The organism is Pedobacter steynii, from assembly GCF_001721645.1.
GTDB lineage: Bacteria > Bacteroidota > Bacteroidia > Sphingobacteriales > Sphingobacteriaceae > Pedobacter > Pedobacter steynii_A.
On sequence record NZ_CP017141.1, the window covers coordinates 2,770,102 to 2,794,739 of the forward strand.

At 40.4% G+C, this 24,638-nt stretch carries 21 protein-coding genes; 14 read left to right on the forward strand and 7 right to left on the reverse strand.

The genetic code is table 11. The features are described 5' to 3' along the window. Nucleotides 1-31 precede the first annotated feature (31 nt). The 10 genes from BFS30_RS11515 (at nucleotide 32) to BFS30_RS11560 (ending at nucleotide 11,918) form a co-directional block, all read left to right on the forward strand. Nucleotides 32-649 (forward strand): RNA polymerase sigma-70 factor, encoded by a 618-nt coding sequence (locus tag BFS30_RS11515; protein WP_069379431.1) that lies wholly within the window; start codon nucleotides 32-34, stop codon nucleotides 647-649. Between the two features lie 101 nt (nucleotides 650-750). Further along, on the forward strand, nucleotides 751-1,716 hold the full coding sequence (locus tag BFS30_RS11520; protein ID WP_069379432.1) for a FecR family protein: 966 nt from the start codon (nucleotides 751-753) through the stop codon (nucleotides 1,714-1,716). 30 nt (nucleotides 1,717-1,746) lie between these two features. Continuing rightward, nucleotides 1,747-5,376: a SusC/RagA family TonB-linked outer membrane protein gene (locus tag BFS30_RS11525; protein ID WP_069379433.1), complete on the forward strand. Its 3,630-nt coding sequence runs from the start codon at nucleotides 1,747-1,749 to the stop codon at nucleotides 5,374-5,376. 11 nt (nucleotides 5,377-5,387) lie between these two features. Next, nucleotides 5,388-6,875 carry a RagB/SusD family nutrient uptake outer membrane protein gene (locus tag BFS30_RS11530; RefSeq protein WP_069379434.1) on the forward strand — a complete coding sequence of 496 codons (1,488 nt, stop codon included), beginning with the start codon at nucleotides 5,388-5,390 and terminating at the stop codon, nucleotides 6,873-6,875. 26 nt (nucleotides 6,876-6,901) lie between these two features. Beyond that, a complete protein-coding gene (locus BFS30_RS11535; protein ID WP_083252018.1) occupies nucleotides 6,902-8,245 on the forward strand; it encodes a substrate import-associated zinc metallohydrolase lipoprotein in 1,344 nt (447 codons plus the stop codon). Between the two features lie 23 nt (nucleotides 8,246-8,268). Beyond that, the gene (locus tag BFS30_RS11540) at nucleotides 8,269-9,594 is read left to right on the forward strand and encodes a DUF4302 domain-containing protein (RefSeq protein ID WP_069379436.1); all 1,326 of its coding nucleotides are present in this window, start codon (nucleotides 8,269-8,271) and stop codon (nucleotides 9,592-9,594) included. A 117-nt stretch (nucleotides 9,595-9,711) separates the two neighbouring features. Beyond that, complete coding sequence (locus tag BFS30_RS11545; RefSeq protein WP_069379437.1) at nucleotides 9,712-9,972, forward strand: hypothetical protein; 261 nt, start codon at nucleotides 9,712-9,714, stop codon at nucleotides 9,970-9,972. A 40-nt stretch (nucleotides 9,973-10,012) separates the two neighbouring features. Beyond that, on the forward strand, nucleotides 10,013-10,411 hold the full coding sequence (locus BFS30_RS11550; RefSeq protein ID WP_069379438.1) for a DUF983 domain-containing protein: 399 nt from the start codon (nucleotides 10,013-10,015) through the stop codon (nucleotides 10,409-10,411). Next, nucleotides 10,408-11,070 carry a DUF2461 domain-containing protein gene (locus BFS30_RS11555; RefSeq protein ID WP_069379439.1) on the forward strand — a complete coding sequence of 221 codons (663 nt, stop codon included), beginning with the start codon at nucleotides 10,408-10,410 and terminating at the stop codon, nucleotides 11,068-11,070. The genes BFS30_RS11550 and BFS30_RS11555 overlap by 4 nt, the downstream gene beginning before the upstream one ends. 5 nt (nucleotides 11,071-11,075) lie before the next feature. Next, complete coding sequence (locus BFS30_RS11560) at nucleotides 11,076-11,918, forward strand: OmpA/MotB family protein (RefSeq protein ID WP_069379440.1); 843 nt, start codon at nucleotides 11,076-11,078, stop codon at nucleotides 11,916-11,918. Nucleotides 11,919-11,988: 70 nt separating this feature from the next. Here BFS30_RS11560 and rfbC read toward each other — a convergent pair whose 3' ends face one another. The 3 genes from rfbC to BFS30_RS11575 are packed head-to-tail and all read right to left on the reverse strand — an operon-like array spanning nucleotide 11,989 to nucleotide 14,679. Beyond that, nucleotides 11,989-12,543: a dTDP-4-dehydrorhamnose 3,5-epimerase gene (gene rfbC / locus BFS30_RS11565; protein WP_069379441.1), complete on the reverse strand. Its 555-nt coding sequence runs from the start codon at nucleotides 12,541-12,543 to the stop codon at nucleotides 11,989-11,991. 8 nt (nucleotides 12,544-12,551) lie between these two features. Then, nucleotides 12,552-12,854 (reverse strand): DUF4286 family protein, encoded by a 303-nt coding sequence (locus tag BFS30_RS11570; RefSeq protein WP_069379442.1) that lies wholly within the window; start codon nucleotides 12,852-12,854, stop codon nucleotides 12,552-12,554. A gap of 16 nt (nucleotides 12,855-12,870) precedes the next feature. Then, nucleotides 12,871-14,679: a tetratricopeptide repeat protein gene (locus tag BFS30_RS11575; protein ID WP_069379443.1), complete on the reverse strand. Its 1,809-nt coding sequence runs from the start codon at nucleotides 14,677-14,679 to the stop codon at nucleotides 12,871-12,873. A 236-nt stretch (nucleotides 14,680-14,915) separates the two neighbouring features. On the opposite strand from BFS30_RS11575, the gene BFS30_RS11580 reads away from it, so the two are divergent. The 3 genes from BFS30_RS11580 to BFS30_RS11590 are packed head-to-tail and all read left to right on the forward strand — an operon-like array spanning nucleotide 14,916 to nucleotide 19,186. Continuing rightward, the gene (locus tag BFS30_RS11580) at nucleotides 14,916-16,811 is read left to right on the forward strand and encodes a prolyl oligopeptidase family serine peptidase (RefSeq protein ID WP_069379444.1); all 1,896 of its coding nucleotides are present in this window, start codon (nucleotides 14,916-14,918) and stop codon (nucleotides 16,809-16,811) included. A 12-nt stretch (nucleotides 16,812-16,823) separates the two neighbouring features. Next, nucleotides 16,824-18,491 carry a sensor histidine kinase gene (locus tag BFS30_RS11585; RefSeq protein ID WP_069379445.1) on the forward strand — a complete coding sequence of 556 codons (1,668 nt, stop codon included), beginning with the start codon at nucleotides 16,824-16,826 and terminating at the stop codon, nucleotides 18,489-18,491. A gap of 5 nt (nucleotides 18,492-18,496) precedes the next feature. Continuing rightward, nucleotides 18,497-19,186 carry a response regulator transcription factor gene (locus tag BFS30_RS11590; RefSeq protein WP_069379446.1) on the forward strand — a complete coding sequence of 230 codons (690 nt, stop codon included), beginning with the start codon at nucleotides 18,497-18,499 and terminating at the stop codon, nucleotides 19,184-19,186. Here BFS30_RS11590 and BFS30_RS11595 read toward each other — a convergent pair. From BFS30_RS11595 to BFS30_RS11610, 4 genes are read right to left on the reverse strand one after another with little or no spacing between them, the layout of a single operon-like run. Then, entirely contained in the window at nucleotides 19,183-20,064 is an 882-nt protein-coding gene (locus BFS30_RS11595) for a hypothetical protein (RefSeq protein ID WP_069379447.1), read from the reverse strand. The genes BFS30_RS11590 and BFS30_RS11595 overlap by 4 nt on opposite strands. Nucleotides 20,065-20,081: 17 nt before the next feature. Next, nucleotides 20,082-21,359 carry a metallophosphoesterase gene (locus BFS30_RS11600; RefSeq protein WP_069379448.1) on the reverse strand — a complete coding sequence of 426 codons (1,278 nt, stop codon included), beginning with the start codon at nucleotides 21,357-21,359 and terminating at the stop codon, nucleotides 20,082-20,084. Between the two features lie 55 nt (nucleotides 21,360-21,414). After that, complete coding sequence (locus tag BFS30_RS11605; protein WP_069379449.1) at nucleotides 21,415-22,911, reverse strand: sigma 54-interacting transcriptional regulator; 1,497 nt, start codon at nucleotides 22,909-22,911, stop codon at nucleotides 21,415-21,417. Between the two features lie 24 nt (nucleotides 22,912-22,935). Further along, a complete protein-coding gene (locus BFS30_RS11610) occupies nucleotides 22,936-24,033 on the reverse strand; it encodes a vWA domain-containing protein (protein WP_069379450.1) in 1,098 nt (365 codons plus the stop codon). 176 nt (nucleotides 24,034-24,209) lie between these two features. Between BFS30_RS11610 and BFS30_RS11615 the strand changes: the two genes are divergently transcribed. Then, nucleotides 24,210-24,638 (forward strand): DUF4440 domain-containing protein, encoded by a 429-nt coding sequence (locus BFS30_RS11615; protein ID WP_069379451.1) that lies wholly within the window; start codon nucleotides 24,210-24,212, stop codon nucleotides 24,636-24,638.

A 24,638-nucleotide genomic window follows, 5' to 3' on the forward strand; every position in this document is an offset into this window, starting at 1 on the left:
GTTCAAATTATTCTAATTGGTTAGGAGTGTGATGCGTGTTAGACAATCAATTGAGGTAATTTCAGGGAGTGATCTACTCTTACTTATTGAGGATAACAATAAGGATGCATTCACTGATTTTTATTCTCATCATTTCAGGAAATTAATTCTGGTTTCTGACAAATATGTTCAGAGTATTCCTGCTGCAGAAGAAATTGTACAAGATGTTTTTCTAAAAATATGGGAGGAGAAAGAGTTATTGTCAGAAATCAAATCCATTAACGCTTATCTATACCGAAGTGTAGTGAATTCGTCTATTAACTTCGTCAATCGTCAAAAGAATATAGAAAAACACCACCTTAAAATTGCGGATCATGTAGTTATCGATGATGCTGAAAGACATGAAGAGGAAAATGAGTTGATTGTTCTGCTATATCATGAGATTGAACTGCTTCCTGAAAAGTGCCAGCAGGTTTTTAAACTGAGCAGATTGGAAGGATTAAAATATCGTGATATTGCCTTGCGATTGAATATTTCTGAGAAGACAGTTGAAAATCATATGGGGAATGCACTTAAGATCCTTCGAAGTCGTGTTTCTAAAGCGGCGGAGCAAAGCCCTTTGAGAAAGAAGTTCAAATATTTCTATCTGATGGCCATGTATTTATACTAAGTCTGCCATCTTTTAAAACATTAAATAAATATTATTTTTTTATTCATATCTGACTAGGGGTTTTTAGTCACCCATTTGTCTTATATACAAACCTAACCGAATTGCAAGACAAACTAACCTTTCAGGATATGATCCTGAAACACTTCGATGAACCAGAAAATCAAATTTTAGCGGCAGAGGTTTCTCGTTTGAGAGGTCAGTCTGAGGAAAATGAGATCTATTTTCAGCAGACGAAAAGAATATGGGACAATGCAGCTGAGACACAGCAATTGCAAGGAATTGATGTAGAGAAATCCGTACTTAATTTCAGATTACGCCTGGATGCAGCTACTTATTCTGAGCCTCGCAGAATTTTCAGCTGGAGTAAAGTCGCTGCCGCTGCAGTTGTGGTTATTGCTGTCGGAATATGGATTTATAGTAAAGAAACCGCGGTAAATTACATCGTTAAAAAAACAGATAGCGCCATAGACTCTGTGCTGTTAAACGATGGTTCTAAGATCATCCTGGCGGCAAATAGTACCGTTAGCTATCCTGAAACGTTTTCTAATGCCGAACGCCCCTTGAATTTATTAAAAGGGAAAGCCTTTTTTCTTGTCGCCAAGGATTCAAAGCGTCCTTTTGAAGTGTCTATCGGAAATTCCAAGGTTAAAGTCCTGGGTACTTCATTTAACATTAGTTATTCAGAAACAAATATAGATCTGTTGGTAGAAACGGGGAAAGTAATGTTTACGCCTAATGAGAAAAGCAAGCCTTCTATTCTGCAGGCCGGTCAAGGCATTAACTACCGCTATGTGGAAAACACCATACAGATGAATAATAATGAGAATGCTTCAGCCTGGTTTACAAAAGAATTGCGCTTCGTGGATACACCGCTCGATGAAGTCTGCAGGCAGCTAAGTGAGTATTATGGCATTCATATCGAGCTCCACGACCGGAAGCTTACCGTAAAGAAGTTTAATGCAAATTTTAAAAATACAAGTCTGGAGGAGGCATTAACCGCGCTGAAAGAGACTTATTCTATCAAAATAAAAAGGGAGGATCAGAAGATCATCATCAAGAGCTTATAATCAACTTTAAAACCAATCAACTATTAATTTATGGAGAAAAACTACCAAAGAAAATTGCGGAGATTGAAGTATGGCCTCAGCGCCTTATTATTCTTCACTTTTTTTTGTTTTTCATTTGCGAAGGCAGATGAATTGCAGTATGGCGCGATCAAGACAGAGAGACTAGAGAATTATCTAAGAACAATAGAAAATGCTTACAAAATAAGTTTTGTTTATGATGCAGCTCAGATCAATAAGGAGATGAGTATTGACGTTCCTGTTAAGCTGATTTCTATCAGAACGGATCTTGAGCCGTTGAAATCAAGAGGGATTAACTATAGTATTGTCGGTAAACAGGTAATTCTGAAAAAGGCCCCTGTTGTAGCGGTAAACAAAGACATTGTAGTTAAAGGTATCGTAAGATCAAAGTCAGCCAATGGCCAAACCGAGACATTACCTGGTGCCAGTGTTCGTGAAAAAGGCGCTTCGAACGGGGTGTCGACCAATAGCAATGGTGAATTCCAGATCAAGGTAAAAGATGATGCTGTTCTTGTATTTACCGCAATCGGATATAAAAGTCAGGAAATAACCGTTGCAGGAAAGACAGCGATCAATGTAGTCCTGGAAGAAGACATCAGTCAGTTAAAGGAAGTAACTATTTCTACGGGTTACCAAAACCTGAATAAGAAGCTATTTACCGGTGCTGCTACAAAATTGAAGGCAGTAGATGTGGAGAGAAGCGGTATTCAGGATGTGAGTCGTATGTTGGAAGGTCAGGTAGCAGGGGTATCTGTGCAGAACGTTTCGGGTACTTTTGGTGCAGCTCCGAAAATTCGTGTACGTGGGGCAACGTCTATCAGTGGAGACAATAAGCCATTGTGGGTCGTAGATGGGATTATTCTTGAAGATATCGTCAATATTTCCAATGAGCAATTGTCGACAGGAGACCCTTCAACACTTATCGGATCCTCTGTAGCAGGTTTGAATCCTGATGACATTGAAAGCTTCGAAATTTTGAGAGATGCTTCTGCTACGGCAATGTATGGTGCAAGAGCAATGAATGGTGTGGTTGTAGTGACGACAAAAAAAGGTAAAAATACTGAGGGGCAGCCGGTAATTTCCTATTCCGGAAACTTCACTACTTTCTTAAAGCCTACCTATAGCCAGTTTGATATTATGAATTCTGCCGACCAAATGCAGGTTTATCTTGATATGCAAGGAAAAGGATGGTTAAATCACGCTGATGTTTCTTCAGCTTCAAATGGTGGTGTTTTTCGTAAGATGTATGACCAGTTGTATGTTTATAACCCCATCACAAAAACTTATGCGTTGAGAAATGATGAAGCCAGCCGCACTCAGTTTCTAAACCGTTATGCGAATGCGAATACAGATTGGTTTGATTTGTTATTCCGAAATTCTCTGATGCAAGATCATTCCCTTAGCATTATTGCGGGTTCGGCAAAATCTAAAATTTATGCTTCCACGAGTTTTTTAAATGATAGTGGCTGGACTGTAGGCGATGGTGTGAAACGCTTTACCGGTACTATCCGTGGAAATTTTGACATTAACGATCGGTTGCAGATTGAATTATCTACACAAGGAAACGTTAGAGATCAACGCAGTCCTGGTACCGTGAACAGGGACAATGATGCTGTTTCAGGCCGGTTAAATAGAGATTTTGATATTAATCCATTTAAATATGCATTGAATACCAGTCGTGTTCTAACTGCTTTTAATGAAGATGGCAGCAAAGAATATTTTACTCAAAACTATGCACCATTTAACATTCTGAATGAATTGGAAAACAATAGTATTAAGACAAGTATTGTTGATTTGAAAGTACAGGCAGGCTTAAAATATAAAATTCTGGAAGGTTTAAAGTATTCATTTGATGGAGCTTACCGGTTTGTGAAGTCAGACAGAGAGCATAGCATTACAGAATATTCTAACACTGCACAGGCTTACCGTGCGTATGGCAATCAAAATGTAATTGAAAACAATAGATTTTTATATAGAGATCCTAGTAAACCAGGATCACTTCCACAGATTGTACTTCCTGAAGGTGGGTTTTACAATGTCACCAGCAATAACCTTGTAAATTATTACATGCGTCATTCCGTTGAATATGATAAAGTTTTCAATGAGGATCACTTATTTAATGCATTTGGATCTGCGGAGTTGAGGTATATTGACAAACAGAGTCGTTTTAATAATGGAGTTGGTTATCAATTTGACAGAGGAGGGGTTCCCTTTTTAACTCCTGATTATTTTAAACAGAATATTGAGGCCAACAGTTTCTATTATGGAATGGGTACAGAATATGAACGTTATTTATCGTACATGGCAAGAGCCGCATATTCCTATAAAGGAAAATACAGTATCAATGCGACTGGCCGTTATGACGGTTCCAACCTGCTGGGAGAATCTCCTGTTGCGCGCTGGTTACCAACCTGGAATGTCAGTGGTGCATGGAATATGCATGAGGAAGATTTCTTCAAGAAACAAAACATTTTAAGCCGGGCAACCATACGTGCCACTTACGGCTTAACTGCAAGTACTGCAAATGCGAAAAACTCGACAATCATTTTCCGTAATCAAACAACCAGAAGACCTGATAATATTGATAAGGAATCTTCTATTTATATTGATGGTCTGGAAAACAGCGAGTTGACCTGGGAAAAGCAATATGAGACCAACCTTGGTTTTGATCTGGGCTTTTTTAAAGAAAGGTTCTCGCTATCTGTGGATTTATACAAACGTAATGGTTATGACCTGATCGGGCGTATTCCAACATCAGGAATCGGTGGTGAAGGCTTTAAGCTGGCTAACTATGCTGATATGAAATCCAAAGGAATTGAACTGACCTTGAATGCGAAGGTAATTGACCATCAGAAATTCAAATGGAGTACCAACTTAAATTTTGGTTTTCATAAAGGAGAAATCACCAGTCTTGAGAATGAGCCAACGATCTTCAATTTGATTACTGAAGATGGAGGAGCAAGGGTAGGTTATCCTCAACGTGGATTGTTCTCTATTGTATTTGATGGATTGGACCATTCAACAGGTGTTCCGACTTTTATTAACGAAAAAGGAGAGAGACAATCCCAGTCTGTTTATTTCCAAAGCAATAATCTTGCTCATCTGAAATATGAAGGTCAGATTGATCCTAAGTTAACCGGTGGTTATTCCAACAGATTTAGCTACGGAGGGTTTTCATTATCTGCATTGGTGACTTTCAGTGCGGGGAATAAAGTTCGTTTGAGTCCTAATTATAGCAATAGGTATACCGATCTTTCTGCCACATCAAATGATTTCCTTGGCCGCTGGACCATGCCAGGAGATGAGCTTAAAACAAGAATTCCTTCCATTGCCGATCGTTATGTCGAGGCTAATTTACCTGTCGGTGCTTATCCGTACAACACTTATAATTATTCTACTGAGCGCGTGGCAGATGGGGGTTTTGTTCGTCTGAAACAAGTTATGCTTACTTACCAGGTTCCAAAGGACTGGGCAAAACGCATTGGTGCGTCAAATGCTTCAGTAGGTTTGGTAGGTAATAACGTTTGGTTGATCTATTCGGATAAGCGTTTGAACGGACAAGATCCTGAATTTTTTGGAGCTGGAGGGGTTGCAATGCCAATTCCGCACCAATATTCACTATCATTAAAACTCGGATTTTAAATTAGAAGAACATGAAACTTAATAAATATATCTATTATATCGCATTGTCCGGAGTGCTTTTGACCGCGGCAGGATGCAAAAAATACCTGGAAAAGACACCGGATTTACGTACCAAACTAAATTCTAAAGATAAGGTTGCTCAATTATTAGTATCTGCTTATCCAAAGGCAGATTACCTTTCTTTTACAGAGAACTCTTCGGATAATTCAGAAGATAAAGGACCAAGTACAGAATATATAGATTACGGTTCAAATACGTTATGGGAAGCTGCTTATTTCTGGAGAGATTTTGAAAATGGCGCAAGTACCCCCGGCAGCTCCGATGGTTATTGGAATGCATGCTACCTGGCGATTGCTTCGGCGAATAGTGCCCTGGAATATATCGACGAACATCCTAATGATGTGAGTCTGATTCCTTATAGGGGAGAGGCTTTAGTGGCCAGAGCTTATGCGCATTTTATGCTGGTAACACTATATTCCAAAACTTATAATATTGGAGGCGATAATACTTCTCCAGGTATTCCATATGTAACGAAACCGGAGACTGTTGTTGCCGGACAATATAAGCGGGAAACGGTTAGGGAAACTTATGACAAGATCGAACGTGACCTGACTGAAGGAATTACTATGATTAACAATTCGGTATATAAAGTCCCTAAATACCATTTTACTTCTAATGCTGCTAATGCATTTGCAGCAAGGTTCTATTTGTTTAAAGGTGATTATAATAAGGTGATTACCTATGCAGGAAAAGTATTTACTTCAGCTGCTCAGGCGAAGACTATGCTTAGACCATGGAACACTTCTTACCTGGCATTATCAAGCGGAGAGTTCAGAACGGCTTTCACTCAGTCCAACCAGAATTCGAATTTATTATTAGCTGAAGCCGGCTCAGCCTGGGCCCGGAATTTTTATGGCAGGTATTCATTGGGTCAAACGGTTATGGCGACTATAGATGGTCCAAACATCAGTGGTGGACGTTTTGCTCACCGTAATTTTAACAGAGAGCCTTTTTATTCTCTGCTTAAGTTTAAAGAGTTGTTTTTTGAAAGCCAGATTGGTTCTGGTTTCGGAGATCCTTACGTTATGGTTCCTTTATTTACCAGCGATGAGCTGTTAATGAACCGGGCCGAGGCTTATAGCTCCAGTAATCAGTTTGATTTGGCTCTGGCAGATATTAATACTTTCTTAAGTACCAGAATCCTGAATTATAATCCAGCTGCGCATGAAGTAACGCTGGCTAAAATAGCCACTTATTATGGTACTCCTGATGCAAAAGCCGGATTGATTAAGACCATTCTGGACCTGAAAAAAGTAGAGTTTATTTCGGAGGGATTACGATGGTTTGATTTGAACAGGCATAAATTGACTATCAGACACCTTGTGCTGGATGCCAACAGGGGGAAAACTTATATCGAATTAAAAGCTGATGATCCGCGCAGGTTATTCCAGTTGCCAAATCCGGTTGTAAAAGCGGGACTGGAATTGAACCCAAGATAATAAGGACACACGATAAGAAATTATAAATGATGAAAAAGATTTTTGTATATGCACTGCTGTTAAGCTCAGTTTTAGCATCGTGTAAAAAAGAAGCGGCATTAAATGTCGATCTAAGTAAGACTAATCCGAGTACTTTTGTACCCGGAACACTGGATAAATGGTTAGCCTCTAATTTTCTGGATCCATATAATATGGAAATATTATATCGGTTTGATCGTTTTCAGGCCCCGATTGATAAGGAGTTGGTTCCTGTAATCGAAGACCAGGTTCAGCCCGTGATGGAGGCTATCCGTGACTGCTGGATAGAGCCTTATCTTCAGATTGCCGGTGAAAATTTCCTTAAACCAATTATTCCAAAGCAAATCGCATTGGTTGGTAGCCCTCAGTATAATATCGACAATACCATTACCCTGGGTACTGCTGATGCCGGAAGACGGATTAACCTGTTTACGATAAACGGGTACGATAAAGCAAATGTTCCAGGTGTTGAAGAGTTGATGCATACCATTCACCATGAATTTGTACACATACTTCATCAGAATATTCCGGTTCCAGCTGATTTTGAACAGATTTCTCCTGAGCATATCGGCGGATCATGGGCAGCAAGAGATAATACCTTTGCAATTGCAAAAGAACTTGGTTTTATTACCAGATATGCCAGGATGAACAGAGATGAGGATTTTGCGGAAACGGCTTCTACTTTACTGGTTGAAGGGCAGGAGGCATACACAGCTTTTGCGAATACCAGCAGTGCTTCCGGGGAACTCAGGCTAAAAAGGAAAGAACAAATGGTGGTGGATTACTATAAAGTAAACCATGGCCTGGATTTTCGCGCATTACAGGATAAAATCTTGCTGGCAAAGGAAAAGCTAACAGGTCAGAAAAGATCGTTTGTGACTAACTTCAGTGAAGGTTTGTATAAAGGACTTACCTTCAGCAGAAATGCCGCCAGTCAGCCTGCAGCCTTCCTGACTGCTTTTGATGATAGCAGGGCAGCGGTTAGAGCGGAAACAGGACTTAGCCTCAGCGCGAATTTCTCCCTTGATTTTGCAAACCTTAGAACCAATACTTCTGATATGATTTTGAAGTTTACGGCTGGTTCTGCCGGAATTTGGTACAATGTTACCCTGGCGACAGATCCTGCAAGTGGCAGATTAAGATTTTCATTAGCTGACCCGGGAGCAGGCACTGAATATGGAAATGGTGACTTTTTAAAACCTCAAATGCAAACGCTATTAGATTATATGACACTTAGGGTTTTAAGAGGAGATTGGATAGAAAACCTGATTCCAAATTCGAAGGGAGTAGTTGCAGGATTTCTGATTCCATCAACAAATCAATTGTCATTTTATGGTACACTAAAAAAATAACCATTTAAAAAAATTAGAATCTAATGAAAAAGATATTAATAATAGGACTTTTTGTAGTGCTGGGCATTCAGGCATGTAAAAAAGATCAGGAGCTGGTTGATAACCAGAAGCCAGAAGAACGCATTAGCGAGAGCCTGGAAAAATATAAAAAGGAACTGGTAGGAAGTGCCAATGGATGGAAGGGTTTTCTATATACCACCGCGATGGGCGGAGGATATAGCTTCTACATGAACTTTGGAGATGATGGCAGGGTAACCATGAGATCTGATTTCGATGCAGATGAGGCAACGGAGTCTAAAGGAAGTACTTTCCAGTTGAAGCAGGTAATGGCTCCGACACTAATTTTCGATACCTATAATTACCTTCATTTATTATCTGACCCCAGCTCTAGTGTGTTTGGTGGAATTGAAGGACAAGGATATGGTTCTGATTTCGAATTTGAAATCAGGGAGCAGGTTGGAGATACTTTGAAATTGGTTGGTAAGAAACGGAATACTGAATTTGTACTGGTAAAAGCTACAGCGGCTGAGAAAGCATTTTATAACGGAGCTGATTATCCGAAAATGATTTCGGATGTAAATCAGTATTTAGTGGAAAATCCTTTCCTGTTTATTCCTGATCCTAAAGATAATGCGAAGAAGATACAGGTTTCAGTGAAGCCCGGACTTGATTCCAGAAGTTTTTTACTGAATCTACTTAATGGAGGAGTTATTACTGGAGGCGAAGTTCCACTTTCCTTTTCTCCGGCGGGCTTCAGGTTCCGTAATCCACTGAGTTTTCAAACTGCTAACTTCTTGTCTCTGGACTGGGATAAATCTGCCAGAAAGCTATTCCTGAACACTTCAGGTGGAAGAGTTGAAGTGAAAACGAGTACGTCAGCAATTATTCCATTGCATTTGTTAATTGGTACTGCTGCAAGCTCTTTTGGAATTCCCGGAAGTACTCCGTTACCTGGTTCGAGTGATTCGTTTATTGCAGGATACAATTCGGTAAAAACGGCCGCTGCCGGATTCAATTCTACGATAAGTGATTTTAGCTTCGATTTTAATAAGAATGCCAAGACTTTTGTAATCAGCTTTACCTTAAATCAGCAGGGAAATCTTTTTGCTGCTGTATATACGTATGATTATACCCAAACAGAAAACGGTGAATTTAAGTTTAGCGGTTTAATTGCCAGTGGAGGTGCAGGCCCTGCATTGTTACCTGCAATGAGAGCTGCAATGCTGAATCGTTTCGATAATGATACGTTTACTGTTGATTACTATAATGATTTGACGACCGGACGTTTGTTAGGTAAGATGACGAGTAAGGAACAACCTGGATTTAATTTTACAGGAGTTCTTAGATAATAATAAATCCCCCCTCTCGTTGAGGTCGGTAAACTTAGGTTTGCCGGCCTTTTTTATGTGATATTTTTTACAATACGAACGCACTTATCTCTAAGCTTCTTTCCCTATATTTGCAACATGAAAAAGATAGCATATGTCTTCCTTTTTATGGTTTTGTTGCTGAGTTCCAATATGCCATCTGCCAGCGCACAATGTGCGATGTGTACCGTTAGTGCCGAACAAAGTGTTAAAAACGGAAATACACAGGGAAAAGGCCTCAATACAGGAATTATTTACCTTCTTGCTATTCCTTATCTGCTCATTACAGGAATGGGGATTTTATGGTATGTCAAGTACCGTAAGAAAACCCCGGAACAGGTATTTAACATTTCGGAATAATTTCTTCTGCCTGCTTCTCTGCAGGCATTTAACAGCAGATATGGAAAGAACCTCTAAGTTGTATGCACTTGTGCATGGGAAATGCCCACAGTGTCGCAGAGGCGATATTTTTACCGGAAGTCTGTATGGTTTCAATATTCAGCGAACCAATACGGTATGCAGTCATTGTGATTTTCGTTTCGAGATAGAGCCGGGTTATTTTTATGCAGCAATGTATGTAAGTTATGCGATGAACTGCGCGGAGATGATTTCACTCGGAGTAGCTGCTTATGTTCTGTCCGGTGGCTGGCTTGAATTTGAATCTTTTTGGTTATACATTACCGTGATTTTTTCCGGATGTTTAATCCTGGCCCCATTTAACTATCGCTATTCCCGCGTGATTTTATTACATTGGCTATCACCAAAAATTAAGTACAACGCCTATTACGATAAGCCATGATTAAACCAGAAACATTAGCTTTTATAACCGACGTCGCCCAGAATAATACCCGCGAATGGTTTGCAGAAAATAAAGGCAGATACGAAACCGCAAAGGATGATGTATTGGCTTTTGTGGATCAGCTGATTCCACTGCTGGCTGCAGTTGATCCGGAATTTTCAATTGATACCCCAGCGAAAAAATGTTTGCTCCGCATTTACAGGGATGTAAGGTTCAGTAAAAATAAAGACCCTTATAAGAATAACTACGGCATCTCTTTCAATGTGAAAGGAAAAGGCATTCCAGACCCGGGATATTACCTTCACATCCAACCGGGACAATGTTTTTTAGGTGCAGGATTCTGGATGCCTGAAGCACCTGTACTCAAGAAAATCAGAGAAGAAATAGATTATAATACTTCAGAATTTTTAAATATTATACATGCTAAAAGTTTTGAAAACACGTTTAAACTGAGTCAGGAGGATAAACTGAAAAATGCGCCCAAAGGTTATGAGGTTGACCATCCTCAAATTGAACTGTTAAAGCTAAAAAGCTTTATTGCGATTTATCCGCTGAAAGACAAAGAATTGCTGGAAGCCGGAATCGTGGATAAGTTGAAAACTGCTTTTGAAAGTGTTTATCCCTTTATATTATTTTTGAGAAATGCCGTAGCGCAATAGTTATTATGAAAAGAACCGTTTTACTCTTATTTGCAGGATTGTTTGCAACCGCATTCAGCGCCTGTGTGGTGTTATCCCCTAAAAAGTATAAAGCCTTATTGGCAAAACAGGATTCATTGAGTTCTGGTCTGGAGCAGGCGCACCTGAAGGGAGAATACCTGGAAGGTTTGATTGCGAGATTGAAAAAAGACACCACCGGCCTCAGTGCGACTTTAAATGATCTGAGAAATAAGTATTCTGAAATAGATGGCAACTATGCCAAGTTAAAAGATAACAGCTCTACAGAGATCAGCAAACTTTCTCAGGATCTTAAAAAGAGAGAGCAGCGTCTGAAAGAAGTAGAAGAGATCCTGCGTAAGCGTGACGAAGCGACCAATCAGCTGAAGGAAAAATTGCAGCAAGCCTTACTGGGTTTTACGAAAAGCGGCTTAACGGTAGAAATTAAAAACGGAAAGGTGTACGTGTCGCTTATGGATAAATTATTGTTCCCTTCGGGCAGTATTATTATTGATGAAAAAGGAAAGCAGGCACTTACCCAGCTGGCAGGTGTTCTGAAAGAACAGCCGGAAATTAACATTGCCGTAGAAGGACATACGGATTCTCAGAAAATCACTAACCTTGGGCAGATAAAAGACAATTGGGACCTCAGTGTATTGAGATCGACCTCTGTAGTCCGGTATCTGACGGAAGTTGCCAAGGTAGAAGGTGTCCGTATGACCGCGACAGGTAAAGGTGAATTTCAACCCTTGGCACCAAATACAGGTGCTGACGGCAGAAGTAAAAACAGAAGAATTGAAATTGTACTTTCTCCTAAGTTGGACGAGTTGTACAACCTGATTAAACAATAGTTCTGTAAATAGGAATAAAAAAAATCGCCCTGAACCATTCAGGGCGATTTTTTTTTATTCCTGTTGGCCTTTAGAAAGGACTGTTAAAATCTTTAAATGCAGGAAGGATCTGATCCTTATCAGAGATGATAAATCCTTCTTCAGGAAGGAACTTGTTCCACTGAATATTCAGATCTGCGTCATTCCAGATTAACCCTATTTCTGAAGCCTTGTCGTAATAATTACTTACTTTGTAAGTAAAGATAGTTTCGTCTTCCAGGGTTAAAAAACCATGTGCAAATCCTGGGGGAACCCAAAGTTGCCGGTGGTTTTCTCCGCTAAGTTCAATTGCATAATGAGTACCATAAGTAGGAGAGTCCTTTCTGATGTCTACGACAACATCGATCACTTTTCCCTGGATTACCCGAACAAGTTTACCTTGGGCAAAGGGATCTTTTTGTGCATGTAAACCTCTTAAAGCTCCTTTCTGTGAAAAGGATTGGTTGTCCTGGACAAAGCTGACATTAATGCCTGCATCTGCCAGTGTCTTTGCGTTGAAACTTTCGTAAAAATAGCCGCGGTTGTCTTTCCACACTTTTGGCTCTATGATCAGTAGGCCTGCAATGGGCGTTTCTATAATATTCATATTAGGGATTAGATTACATATTCCATCAGCGTGCGAAAGGAAACGGCTTGATTTTCAAATTTCGCTACTGCTTCAGCCTGGAAGGCCGGGGCATGATTTTCCTGATAATCCAGGTAATCGGCCATGTTGTCCACTACATATTGGGCACAATAAGTAACCCCTTCATTTGGAGAATCCACTACTTTCAGTAAACGATGAGAAACAAATTTCCCTGTAGACATTACCGCCGGAATGTGGAGCTCCTGCATCCACTGCAACCAGCGGTCGGCAGCGGCATCTTCAATTATTGAAGTAACATTGTATAATAACATTTGGCAAAGATAGGAACTATGTACCAATAATATCTCCGCGAAGTTTCCTAAAACGTTTTCTTGCTTCGGTAGTATACATGCTGCCCGGATAATCATTGATCAGCTTCTGATACAATGCTTTTGCCTGCTCATTATCTTTGATATTGCGCTCATAAAGGTCGGCAAGCGTAAACAATGCATCATCCGCCCATATGCTGGCCTGTTGTTTTTCCGTTAGCTCCTTCAATACAGCTATCGCCTGAGTAAGTTCATTATTTTTAATATAGATTCTTGATTTTGCCATCAGGATATCATCCAGAAGGCTATTGTTCGGGAAGGCTATAGCAATGCTATCCAATTTTATCATGGCTTTGGAAGGAAGGTTTCTGAACTGAAGCATTTCTGCATCAGCATACATTTTTAGTGCGCTGCTGTCTGTACTGGATTGAAGGTTGTCCGAAATCAGCAGGCTCAGGTTCAGTGCGTCATTGGCAATCAGCTGTGAGGTGGAGGCCTTCAGGATGTCTGCCTGTGATTTCGCATAGGTAAAATTTCCCTGATAAAAGGAAAGTCGGGCAGAGCGGTATCTGGCTTCATTTCCGATCGCCTGGTTTTCAAATTGTTTTGCTACCTGTTCATAAAGCAGAATGGCTTCCCAGGGTTGCTGGGTTAAAATATAAATGTCTCCAAGATCAAGTTTTAGCTGCCCGGTTTCTGCTATAGGAAGACCAGTGATTTTAAGCGCCTCTTCCAGGCCTTTTTCAGCCTTGTCAAGATCATTCAGGTAATAGGCCTGAAGATTTACCCATTTTTTTAAGGCGAAGACTGTCTGCGGTGTTTTCCCATATTCATCCATAATGGATTGATAAGCTGCTGCTAATTCGTTAATGGCTGTGTTTTCAAATTTTCCTGCAATCAGCAATTGATATTTGGCATTCAGTAATTCAACTTTTGCCGGGAGGTAGAATGGATTCTCCTTACCCTTTAACAGCAGGTATTCGTAGGCTTTGATCGCTACCGGATAGGCCTGATTGCTAAGAAAAGTATTGGCGGTCTGATATAGAATTGTTCCATCATCTTTGGTCCGTTTGTCTTGTGCAATCAATTGTCTCAGTGCCATCTCATATTCCTGTTGTTGCAGGTATTGCCAGATTAATAATTTTGTATAGATTTCTGTTTGAGGTTCTTTTTGAATCTTTTTTAGTAAAGCAGCTTGCAGTAGCTGGTAATCTGCATTGTCTTCAAAGACCGTAGACAACACGCTTTCTGCCTGAGGAAGCAATTGTGGCATTTCAGGAAGCGCATTCAGGTACTCCTGGATCAGCATGTTTTTATCCTTTTTATAACGATAAATACTCAGCAATTCAAAAGTGAAAGGCTTATTGTCGTTCATGAGCTTTCTCCCCTGCAGAAAGGTGGTAATGGCCATGTCATATGCCTGGAAATTATAGAAATTATTGGCCAGTTCTCTGATCTTATATTCTTCTGCAGGCAGGTTATTAATGGCCTGAAGATATTGTTTGTTGGCTTCGGCAATCTGCCCTTTTTCCTGGTAAAATCGGCCGAGTGCAATGCTGTAAGCCGGTTTTTTTGGATTTTGTCTGATCAGTTTTTTGACCAGCTTTTCCGCTTCTTCAAATTTTTTAATCTTTAATAATGAAGTGAAATACAATTCAAAGTAAGCGTCACTGTTGGTCTTGTTGAAGAGCTTCTCCAATAAAATAGCCGCTTCCTGAAACTGACCCTGCTGATAATATTGATAGGCAAGCGCATCATCTACACTCTCCTGGGCGGAAGAACATACAACAGAGAGGCAAAGGGATAGAATTAAAATTATTTTTTTCATGCAGATAAAGGGTACAGGAACCTAAAATTAACGATTTAAAGGTTAATTTATGCGGTATATGCACAAGATTAATACATACCGGTATTTTAAATGTTACTCATTTATATTCCCATACCACAAAAAAGTAATTATATTCAACATCATACCCCAGTATAAAGGAGTATAAAAGTAACAATATTGGTGTATAGCCTTTTTAGAAAGGCAGCGTTGTGTAGCTTTGCAGGCTATTAAATAATATGATTGTATATAAAAGATACTTCTTCCTGTTTTTAATATCTCTCAGTTTTGCTTGTCAGCAGAAGCAGGAAGGGGCACGTGTGATCCCTCTGGATGATTTTTTTAAATCTCAGGATAAGGTAACCTATCGTGTTTCTCCTGATGGACTGAATATCTCCTATCTGAAGCTGGAGGATTCGGGACTGAATCTTTATATAGAAGACATTGCTACCGGAAAGGCGAGAAAAATTACCCATCTGAAAGACAAGAATGTTATTTTTTATTTGTGGGTAAGTAACAATGACCTGATTTATTATAAGGAGATTGATGCTGCAAAACGCCGTTCAGATGTTTTTATTATTGACAAAGAAGGTGCAAATGAGCGGCAGTTGAGCCGGAATGAGCAGGGTAAGATGAGGGTTCTGGAAGACCAGTTGATTGATGACAAATACCTGTTGGTTTCTTCTAATAAAAGAGATTCTACTGTTTTCGATGTTTACCGGTTAAATGTGAGAAACGGAAGTATGGAAATGGCGGCCAAAAACCCGGGAAATATTACCGATTGGAAAACGGATTCAGAAGGAAAGCTGCGGCTTGCGATCAGCACAGATGGTGGGACGACCACCATGCTTTACCGGGCACAGGAAGGACAGGTATTCAAGCCCGTTATGACTAATAATTTCATTACCACATTTAAGCCTGTTGCATTTAAGCATGAAAGTCCTAATATCATCTATGCCATTTCCAGTGTAAACAGGGATAAAAGTGCATTGGTAGAAGTGGATTGTAATACCGGTAAAGAGTTGAAAGTACTTTTTGGCAATGATAGTCTAAACATTACCGAAGCTCAGTATTCAAGAAAAAAACAAAGGATGTCTTTTCTTACTTACGAAACCTGGAAGAAAGAAAAGCACTACCTGGATGATTCTATAAAGATTATATATGATGACCTGGATCGTCTGCTTCCTAAAACAGAAACACAAATCCTCTCGCGCGATAAAGCAGAAAATGTATTTGTAATCCGGACATTTACAGACCGTAATCCAGGGTCTTACTATCTTTATTTTGCAGACAAAAGAAAACTCAGGAAACTAAGTGACTTTAACTCTGCCATCCGGGAAGGGGAGATGAGTGAAATGAAAGCTGTTAACTTTCAATCGAAAGATGGACTTAAAATTAATGGTTACCTGACTCTTCCTTTACATGTTAAAGCGGTTCATTTGCCTGTAGTGGTGTTGCCACACGACGGTCCGGTAGACCGCAATTTATGGGGTTACAATGCCGAGGTTCAATTCCTGGCAAACAGAGGGTATGCTGTATTTCAAATTAATTATCGCGGTTCCTCGGGTTATGGAAAGACATTTATGTCTGCCGGCTTTAAAGAATGGGGAGGGAAGATCCAGAGTGATATCAATGACGGCGTAGCCTGGCTCATCCATAAAAAGATTGCCGATCCGAAAAGAATAGGAATCTATGGGACCGGATTTGGTGGAAATATCGCTTTGAATAGTTCTTACCTCAGCTCCGGGATTTATGCTTGTGCGGCTTCTAATTCTGGTGTAATCAATTTGTTCGCTTATTTGAAATCTATTCCGCCTTATCATAAGAACAGCTTGCAGATGTATTATGGGATTGTCGGGAATCCACTGACAGATGCTGATCTGATACGGAAGTCTTCCCCTTTATTCCAGACCGATAAAATCAATATTCCTGTATTCATTTGTCAGAATGTGAAAGATCAGAATACCAATGCGGGAGAAACCCTGCAATTTGTAAAGAACCTTAAAAAGAGAAATGTGAATGTTACCTATCTGGAAAATGAAGGGATTCTATTCCCTGCCAAGAACCAGGAAAGCAGGCATCAGTTCTATACCACTCTGGAGCAATTTTTAGAGACTAATCTTAAAAACAGGTAAATTTCAGATCTCATGATCTCAGAAAAAAAAACGGGCTATCGTAAGAATTTTTCTTTAATCCTTACTTTCATCGTACTGATGTCTGTACTGTTTTGCCTGTCTTTATATCTGGCTTATAATTTCAGTAAGAAGTTTATTGAAAATGAATTTGCATCGGAAAAGGTCAATGTCCTGGAACAAAGCATCAAACCTTATAATGACTTCTTCCAAAAGAAACTGCCAGAGGTTTCTTATTATAACGGGTACCTGGATTCAACTACTGCTTCCAATTTTGTAGATACTGTATTGCTGGAATATCCTTTTGTATCTAAAGTGGTATTTTACGATTCAGAGGTTAGGAATACCCCTGTTAGTGATGGCTTAAATACCGGTAAGTTTTCCTTTGGGCCCAAAGAAATTTATCAGTTTGGCAGTTTAATTCCACAGGATTCTGTGCAGCTGTTTTCCAGAGAAAATACACGCAATTTTATTGTTGGGGACGACTTTAATGCCCTTGCCCTGAAATTGGTTTCTTATATTGAGAGTCTGGATACGAGTAAGGTTCCCGATCAGGATGAGCTGTTCAGTAACTTTAGTAATGTCCGCTCCAACAAGATTACCTACCTGAATATTCCAAGGATGGAAGACCTTAAAGCTTATAAGCAGATGTTGAGGAATACGTTGGATCCGCAGCCGGTTTACCAGCAGGATATGATGAGTTTTCATTTGGATCCTTATAAGATCAGGATTATCAATTCCAGACCACTGTTATATCAGTTTATTAAAATACAACCGCTGACCTATGATCCTTTAGATACTTCAGCCGCCTACCTGAGTACCGAGATTACCCTTCCCGGTCCTTTTTCCGATTATAAACTCTATTTTATCTCTTCAAAATCATTTGTTGATAAAGAGATTCTCAGTTATTTTCTACCCATTGCGCTGGCGATTCTTGTTTTTTACGGAATTGTAGTGCTCGTTGCCTTTTTGATTTACAGAAACCTGAACATCAATCAACGGATGTTTAAACTACAATATGACTTTGTAAATAACCTCACGCATGAATTTAAGACACCGGTAAGTGTGATAAAAATTGCGGGAAACAATATTAAAAGTGCCACCATTCTTACTGACAGGGAATTGAAACTATACGGAAAGATCCTGGATGAAGAGGCAGATAAGCTGAATGGATTAATGAATAAATTACTGGCCTTTACGCAGATTGAAAATAAGGCTATTGAATTAAACAGGGACGAAATCAATATAGAGGATTTCATAGAGAGCACAGTGGAGTCCCATCGGTTGAAGCATCCTGATTTTGACTTTACCTATGAGGTAACCGGCTTCAACACCTTTATGACTGATCCGGTTCTTCTGGGAAGCCTTTTCGACAACCTTGCGGAGAATGCTTATAAATACTCTCCTCCTGAACGTAAAAAATTGCACATCAGTGCCCGCTTAATAAAAGGAAGGGTGGTTTTCAGGTTTACCGATCATGGTATCGGGATCCCCTCCTCCGAAATTAATAATATCTTTAAGAAGTTTTTCCGCATTCAAAACCAATACAATCAAAACGGAAGCGTTGGCTTGGGTTTGGCTTTCTGTAAGGAACTCGTTAACTTTATGAAAGGCGAGATTACGGTAAAAAGCAAAGTAAATAAAGGAACAGAATTTAAAATTGTACTACCATATAATGATTAGAAAGTATGTCTAAGGGAATTAAAATATTAATAGTTGAAGACGATGAGAACTTAAGGTTTTTAGTAGTACATCGCCTAAAAGCAGAAGGGTATGAGATCATCGAGGCCGGAGACGGAGATGCGGCGGGAAAAATGATCATTAGCGAAAAACCAGATATTGTTTTACTGGATTGGATGCTGCCGGGTAAACAAGGTTCTGAAGTTTGTGAAGAAGTAAGGAAACAGGGTTTTGAAAACCTGATCATCATGATGACAGCAAAAGCTCAGGATATAGATAAGATCGATGCTTACAATTTTGGCGTTTCGGACTATGTGACCAAACCATTCAATATGGATGTACTGGTGGCAATGCTGGAGAATAAAGTGAAGTTCCTGCTCAACAGTGACCGCTCAGAGATCCACCGTTTTGGTAATATGGAACATCATCCTAACATCCATACTTTATTCAGAAATGAAAAGAAGATAGAGTTGACTATTCTTGAAAACAGAATTTTACTTTATTTTCTGAGGAACCCTAATAAAGTGATTAACAGAGATGCTTTAATGTTGGAAGTATGGGGATACAACTCAGATGTAAATACCAGAACCCTGGATATGCATATCGTTCGTCTTCGTAAAAAAATAGAACTCAATCCGGATAATCCTCAGTTACTGCAGACGGTAAGAGGAGTTGGATATCGTTTTAATCCGGCTTAAAATCTGATGCTAAATAATATCAGAATCAGGTATTGTAAAACCATCATTCCATCTAAAAAGAAGAAATAGTAATATTCATTCTTTCTGATGCCCGACTTAAATATGAGCCATCCTGTTAACAGGATGGTGAGGGTCAAAGCAATGACATCCAGATTGATGGCCTGGCTGAATAGCAGTAACAAAACCAGATAACCTAAGAGGAGAAACTGGCAGAAGAGGTAAGCCTTTTTTTCGCCAAACATGACCGGGATCGTTTTTAGTTCATATAACTTGTCCTGAAAGAGGTCCCGGATATCAAAAGGAATGGTAAGTGCTGCGATAAATAAAAATCGTTTCCCAACCAGGAGGAAAGTTTCGCCTGTAGAGATGTTAATAGGATAGCTGTGCTCTACCTCCACTATAGGTAATAAAACACAACTGATGGCCCATACAATGGCAACAATGAAAAGTTTGATGCCCGGAATGTTCCTCAAACCGATCTTCTGATGGTTAAGGGTTAGAAAAGGAATGTTATAGCTGACTGCCATTACTCCGGTAAAGATCATGAGTAACTTGCCTTCTATGCTCAGATAAAGTAAGGCCAGAGGGATCAGGCAAAGTGCAGAAATCAAGGTAATGGAAATGATGAGCCGGTGGTGTGAAAAGATCCAGCGTACCCTTACATAGGGGGAATTTGCAGGATCTTTAGGCTTGGACATCAGCATGCTGAAATTGTATAGTGCCAGTGTGCCGAAGAACAGGATTGCAAGCACATTTTCATCCGGAGGGACTTGTAATAAATGGTAGGTCACCAGTCCCTGGGCGACCGCACAAATGGCAATAAATAAATTGCTGAACAGTAGAAAATCAAGGGTGGAAAACAGTACTTTTTTTACCATGTCCGGGGAAAGATTAGCTAAGCGCGTTTCAATTCAAATATCGTTATTTCCGGTAAAATTCCAACTCTTCCGGGATAGCCCAGAAAACCATATCCGACATTGACATACAATTGCTGGCTTTTTTCCTGATATAAACCGGCCCATTCTTTATAAATATATTGCACCGGGCTCCATTGAAAATCTTCCGTTCTTACCCCAAACTGCATACCGTGGGTATGTCCGCTGAACATTGCATCGATCTGGGGATATTTGGGCAGTACTTCTGCCCTCCAGTGAGAAGGGTCGTGTGATAGAAGTAATTTTACGGGAAGGTCGCCGGTATCTTTGGTGGCCAGGTCCATTCTTCCATATTTAGGGAAGCGTCCGGTGCCCCAGTTTTCAATCCCCAGGATTCCAATCTCTTCTCCGTTGATCTTTAAACGTCGGTGTTCATTCATCAATAGATCCCAACCCATTAACTGATGAGTTTTGATGACATCCTGAAGATTCTTTGCTTTGGCTGCAGAGGGTGCTTTACCGAAATGATACTCCCCATAATCATGATTTCCAAGGACAGAATAGACGCCTAATGGTGCTTTTACTTTGCTGAAAATATCCTGATAGTCCCGCATTTCTGTGGCCATATCGTTCACAATATCGCCGGTAAAGAAGATCAGGTCAGGTTTTTCAGCCAGGAGCATCTCTACCCCGCCAAGCACTGCTCTGGGGTTATAGAAACTACCGGAATGGATGTCTGAGATCTGTCCGAGTTTCATGCCCTCAAAAGATGCGGGCAGATTCGGCAATATCAGCGTGCGGCGTTTAACCTTATAATCGTAAGCCCCTCTTGCGATACCCCAGCTCAGGGAAGTGAGGGGGATGGCTGCAGTAATGAGCCCGGCTTTCACGAGGAAGGAAGAGCGACTGATGGGCTCACCAGGCAAAGGCTTGGCAATCGTTTCTGGTGTAGTCGGATCCACTAAGGGCCCTGATGAGGGCTTCACCGCTCTGGAAAGCTTAATGATAAATCTTCTCGCATCATCAATAACCAGGAAAGGAAGCATCACCAGTTTACAGGCAACAGTTAAAAAATAAGCTACCAGGATGACTGATTTCAGGCTCAGGAACAGATTGGCGTAAAAAGAAGTGAAAACACCGATTACAAGCAATGTGGTGTAACCCCACCAGATTATGGTGAATAATTTTCTTGTTCCCGGTTTCCATTTTTTAAATACGCTAAGAATGGCACGGTAGCAATAGTAATCAAATGCCAGCAGTAAAACAGATAAAAATATAAAGACGGGTAATCGGCCCATTAGAAAATTTTATTACAAGGTTATTTATTAAAATACTTTTTGGATTTCCATGTGGTTATCTGAAATCAAGGTCATCCTCTTCTTCGTCCGGTCCGGTATTGAAGAGACTGTCGAACATGTCTGAGAATCCAAATCCACTTTCCAGGTATTTCTTATTTAACTGAGAGTACTCGGCCAGTCCGTGTAGCACAAATTCCATCATCAATAAGGTTTGATTTTCGCTCAATTTAGGGTGAAATTGTTTAACCAGTGCATTCAGTCCTTCTACCTGCATCAGCTCTTTTTTGTAACTGGCCAGCGTCAGGCGGTCTGAAAGGTCCAGGGTATTCCCCTCTGTAAACCATTCGGTGATGCTTAGATACGGGTTTGCCGATTTACTCTTTTTTGCTTTTTCAGGATCCGGGAAGTAGCGACTAAACAAAGATTTTATCGCTTTTCCAGTCAGGGTATGAGCAACTTTGGCCGGACCTTCCAGTTCTCCCTCGTATACCAGTTCAATCTTACCGGTAATTGCCGGGACAATCCCTACCAGGTCTGATAACCTGACAAAAGTTTTTTTCTCTCTGTTGACCAGCATTCGCCGTTCTGCTGAGCTGATCAGGTTCTCATAGGCGGAGATGGTCAGCCTTGCAGATACTCCGGACTTTTGATCTATAAATTCACTTTGACGTGCCTCGAATGCCACTTGTTCTACCAGATCTTTGACCAGACCATCCGCTTCAATACCGGCTTTTTGTTCTTCACTAATCTTAGCTTCCTGGAAGGTGATCTTTCTGGAAATCGCAATTGTTTTAGGGTAGTGGGTCAGAATCTGGCTTTCTATTCTGTCTTTTAAAGGGGTAACAATAGAGCCCCTGTTTGTATAATCTTCAGGGTTTGCGGTAAATACAAACTGCACATCCAATGGCAGGCGAAGTTTGAATCCCCTGATCTGAATGTCTTTTTCCTGTAGCATATTGAATAAAGCAACCTGGATGCGCGCTTGCAGATCGGGGAGTTCATTGATCACAAAGATGCTGCGGTGTGCTCTGGGGATTAGTCCGAAGTGAATTACCCTTTCATCGTTATAAGTTAATTTCAGGGTGGCTGCTTTAATCGGATCTACATCGCCAATTAAATCGGCAACTGTTACATCAGGCGTGGCAAGTTTTTCGGTATAGCGTTCGCTGCGGTGCTGCCAGCTAATTGGCGTCTCGTCTCCATGAATTAAAATTTCGTGTTTTGCATACCAGGAAATGGGATTCAGCGGATCATCAAAGATTTCACTTCCGGAAACATAGGGAATGTATTCATCCAATAGGTTAACCATCAGCCGGGCAATACGGGTTTTTGCCTGGCCTCTTAAACCCAGCAGTAAAATATTATGTCTGGAAAGAATGGCGGTCTGAAGTTCGGGAATAACGGTTTCATCATAGCCTAAGATGCCTTCAAAACCAGCCTCATTACTTTGGAGCTGTATGATCAGATTTTTACGAAGTTCATCTTTTACAGCCAGTGATTTATAGTTGGCAGCTTTGAGCTGTCCGAGTGTTTTTATCGTGATGTGATCCATGTTGTATTGTCGTGTTGAGCTGTTCTATCGAACCGTTTTTCTTCTGTTTTTAATATAATCTTCAAAAATGTATTCTCCAAGCCCGGTGAGAGAGCTATAAAACGCTCGTCCGCCATTAATCTGAGTAAATTCCCGGACAAATTGTTGCAGATAGGGATCCTGAGCAATCATGAAAGTGGTAATGGGAATGTTTAGCCGTTTACACTGCGCAGCCATGTTCAATGTTTTATTGATCACCTTTCTGTCGAGCCCCATGCTGTTTTTATAATAACGTCCGTTTTCTTTCAGGCAGGTTGGCTTACCATCAGTGATCATGAAAATCTGCTTATTATGTGTTTTCCGGCGGCGCAGCAGATCTGCAGCCAGTTCCAGGCCGGCAAAGGTATTGGTATGATATGGGCCAACCTGTAAATACGGGAGATCTTTTACCGTAATCGGCCAGGCATCATTCCCAAAAACTACAATATCAAGTGTATCTTTGGGATAACGGGTTTTAATTAGTTCTGCGAGGGCCATAGCCACCTTTTTAGCAGGCGTAATCCGGTCTTCGCCATACAGGATCATGGAGTGAGAGATGTCAATCATAAGTACCGTAGAGGTAAGGGTTTTATAGTCCTTTTCTTCTACTTCCAGATCCCGTTCGGTAAGTGTGAAATTTCCTATGCCGTGGTTGATCTGGGCATTATGAATGGAGGCCGTCATATCAATCTGATCGAGGCTGTCTCCAAAAGTATACTCCCTTCTGTCGGCATTCTTTTCTTCTCCTATACCGGAAATATTACTGTTATGGTTTCCTTTTCCTGCTTTTTTGAGTTTTCCGAAAATCTCTTCCAGCGCTGACTGGCGGATGGTCTGCTCAGTTTTGGCGGTGATGCTCCTCTCGCCGTTGACAGGGTTTTCCTTGAGATAGCCTTTATCTTTAAGATCTTCAATAAAGTCGCCCATCCCGTAATCGTTATTCGTGAACTTGTATTGCTTGTCCAGTTCATTCATCCATGACAAGGTTTCTCCCGCATCACCGGCAGTATAATTGAGCAGTTGTGTGAATAGCTTAAGCAATTCTTCAAAACCGCCTTTTGGCAAGTCATCTGGTTGAAAATTAGAAAAATGGAAACCTCTCATGTGTTTATTATAAACGGAATATCGAAGGTAAAAGTTTGAGGTGTTAGTAATGTTATCCAGTTGTAAAAATACCTTACTATATTTAACTCAGCAACAAGCACTTTTTAATCTCTATCTGCTGAGTAGGTGGGGTGGGATAAGAGAGCATAATTGTTATGGAAACCAGATAAATCGATATGAAGAAATTAATTTTAATCCTGTTTATAGGATTTGGCCTTAGCGTAAAGGCTCAGCAAGGGAGCGCAGATCAGAAAGCGATACTCGCGGTATTAGAGAAACAGCGTTTAGCCTGGAATGAGGGAAACCTGGAGAAATTTATGGAGGGATATTGGAAGAACGACAGTCTGCTGTTTGTAGGGAAGGACGGACCTACTTATGGATGGCAACAAACACTGGATAATTACAAGAAAGGGTACCCCGACAAAAGTGCAATGGGTACCCTGACCTTTAATATCAAGAAAGTAGAACTCTTATCAAAAGATGCTGCATCTGTATTAGGTGGCTGGCATTTGAAAAGAGAGAAGGATGAACCGCAGGGTTACTTTACCCTGATCCTGAGAAAAATCAAAGGATTGTGGCAAGTGGTATCCGACCACAGCAGTTAA

Excerpts from the sequence above, each read along its gene's own strand:
- BFS30_RS11560 (WP_069379440.1), top strand. The coding sequence starts at position 11,076 with ATGAAAAGAACCGTTTTACTCTTATTTGCAGGATTGTTTGCAACCGCA.
- BFS30_RS11550 (WP_069379438.1), top strand. The coding sequence starts at position 10,013 with ATGGAAAGAACCTCTAAGTTGTATGCACTTGTGCATGGGAAATGCCCA.
- BFS30_RS11530 (WP_069379434.1), top strand. The coding sequence starts at position 5,388 with ATGAAACTTAATAAATATATCTATTATATCGCATTGTCCGGAGTGCTT.
- BFS30_RS11595 (WP_069379447.1), bottom strand. The coding sequence starts at position 20,064 with ATGGTAAAAAAAGTACTGTTTTCCACCCTTGATTTTCTACTGTTCAGC.
- BFS30_RS11535 (WP_083252018.1), top strand. The coding sequence starts at position 6,902 with ATGATGAAAAAGATTTTTGTATATGCACTGCTGTTAAGCTCAGTTTTA.
- BFS30_RS11585 (WP_069379445.1), top strand. The coding sequence starts at position 16,824 with ATGATCTCAGAAAAAAAAACGGGCTATCGTAAGAATTTTTCTTTAATC.
- BFS30_RS11540 (WP_069379436.1), top strand. The coding sequence starts at position 8,269 with ATGAAAAAGATATTAATAATAGGACTTTTTGTAGTGCTGGGCATTCAG.
- BFS30_RS11575 (WP_069379443.1), bottom strand. The coding sequence starts at position 14,679 with ATGAAAAAAATAATTTTAATTCTATCCCTTTGCCTCTCTGTTGTATGT.
- BFS30_RS11600 (WP_069379448.1), bottom strand. The coding sequence starts at position 21,359 with ATGGGCCGATTACCCGTCTTTATATTTTTATCTGTTTTACTGCTGGCA.
- BFS30_RS11580 (WP_069379444.1), top strand. The coding sequence starts at position 14,916 with ATGATTGTATATAAAAGATACTTCTTCCTGTTTTTAATATCTCTCAGT.
- BFS30_RS11610 (WP_069379450.1), bottom strand. The coding sequence starts at position 24,033 with ATGAGAGGTTTCCATTTTTCTAATTTTCAACCAGATGACTTGCCAAAA.
- BFS30_RS11525 (WP_069379433.1), top strand. The coding sequence starts at position 1,747 with ATGGAGAAAAACTACCAAAGAAAATTGCGGAGATTGAAGTATGGCCTC.
- BFS30_RS11605 (WP_069379449.1), bottom strand. The coding sequence starts at position 22,911 with ATGGATCACATCACGATAAAAACACTCGGACAGCTCAAAGCTGCCAAC.
- BFS30_RS11615 (WP_069379451.1), top strand. The coding sequence starts at position 24,210 with ATGAAGAAATTAATTTTAATCCTGTTTATAGGATTTGGCCTTAGCGTA.
- BFS30_RS11570 (WP_069379442.1), bottom strand. The coding sequence starts at position 12,854 with ATGTTATTATACAATGTTACTTCAATAATTGAAGATGCCGCTGCCGAC.
- BFS30_RS11555 (WP_069379439.1), top strand. The coding sequence starts at position 10,408 with ATGATTAAACCAGAAACATTAGCTTTTATAACCGACGTCGCCCAGAAT.
- BFS30_RS11515 (WP_069379431.1), top strand. The coding sequence starts at position 32 with ATGCGTGTTAGACAATCAATTGAGGTAATTTCAGGGAGTGATCTACTC.
- BFS30_RS11545 (WP_069379437.1), top strand. The coding sequence starts at position 9,712 with ATGAAAAAGATAGCATATGTCTTCCTTTTTATGGTTTTGTTGCTGAGT.
- BFS30_RS11590 (WP_069379446.1), top strand. The coding sequence starts at position 18,497 with ATGTCTAAGGGAATTAAAATATTAATAGTTGAAGACGATGAGAACTTA.
- rfbC (WP_069379441.1), bottom strand. The coding sequence starts at position 12,543 with ATGAATATTATAGAAACGCCCATTGCAGGCCTACTGATCATAGAGCCA.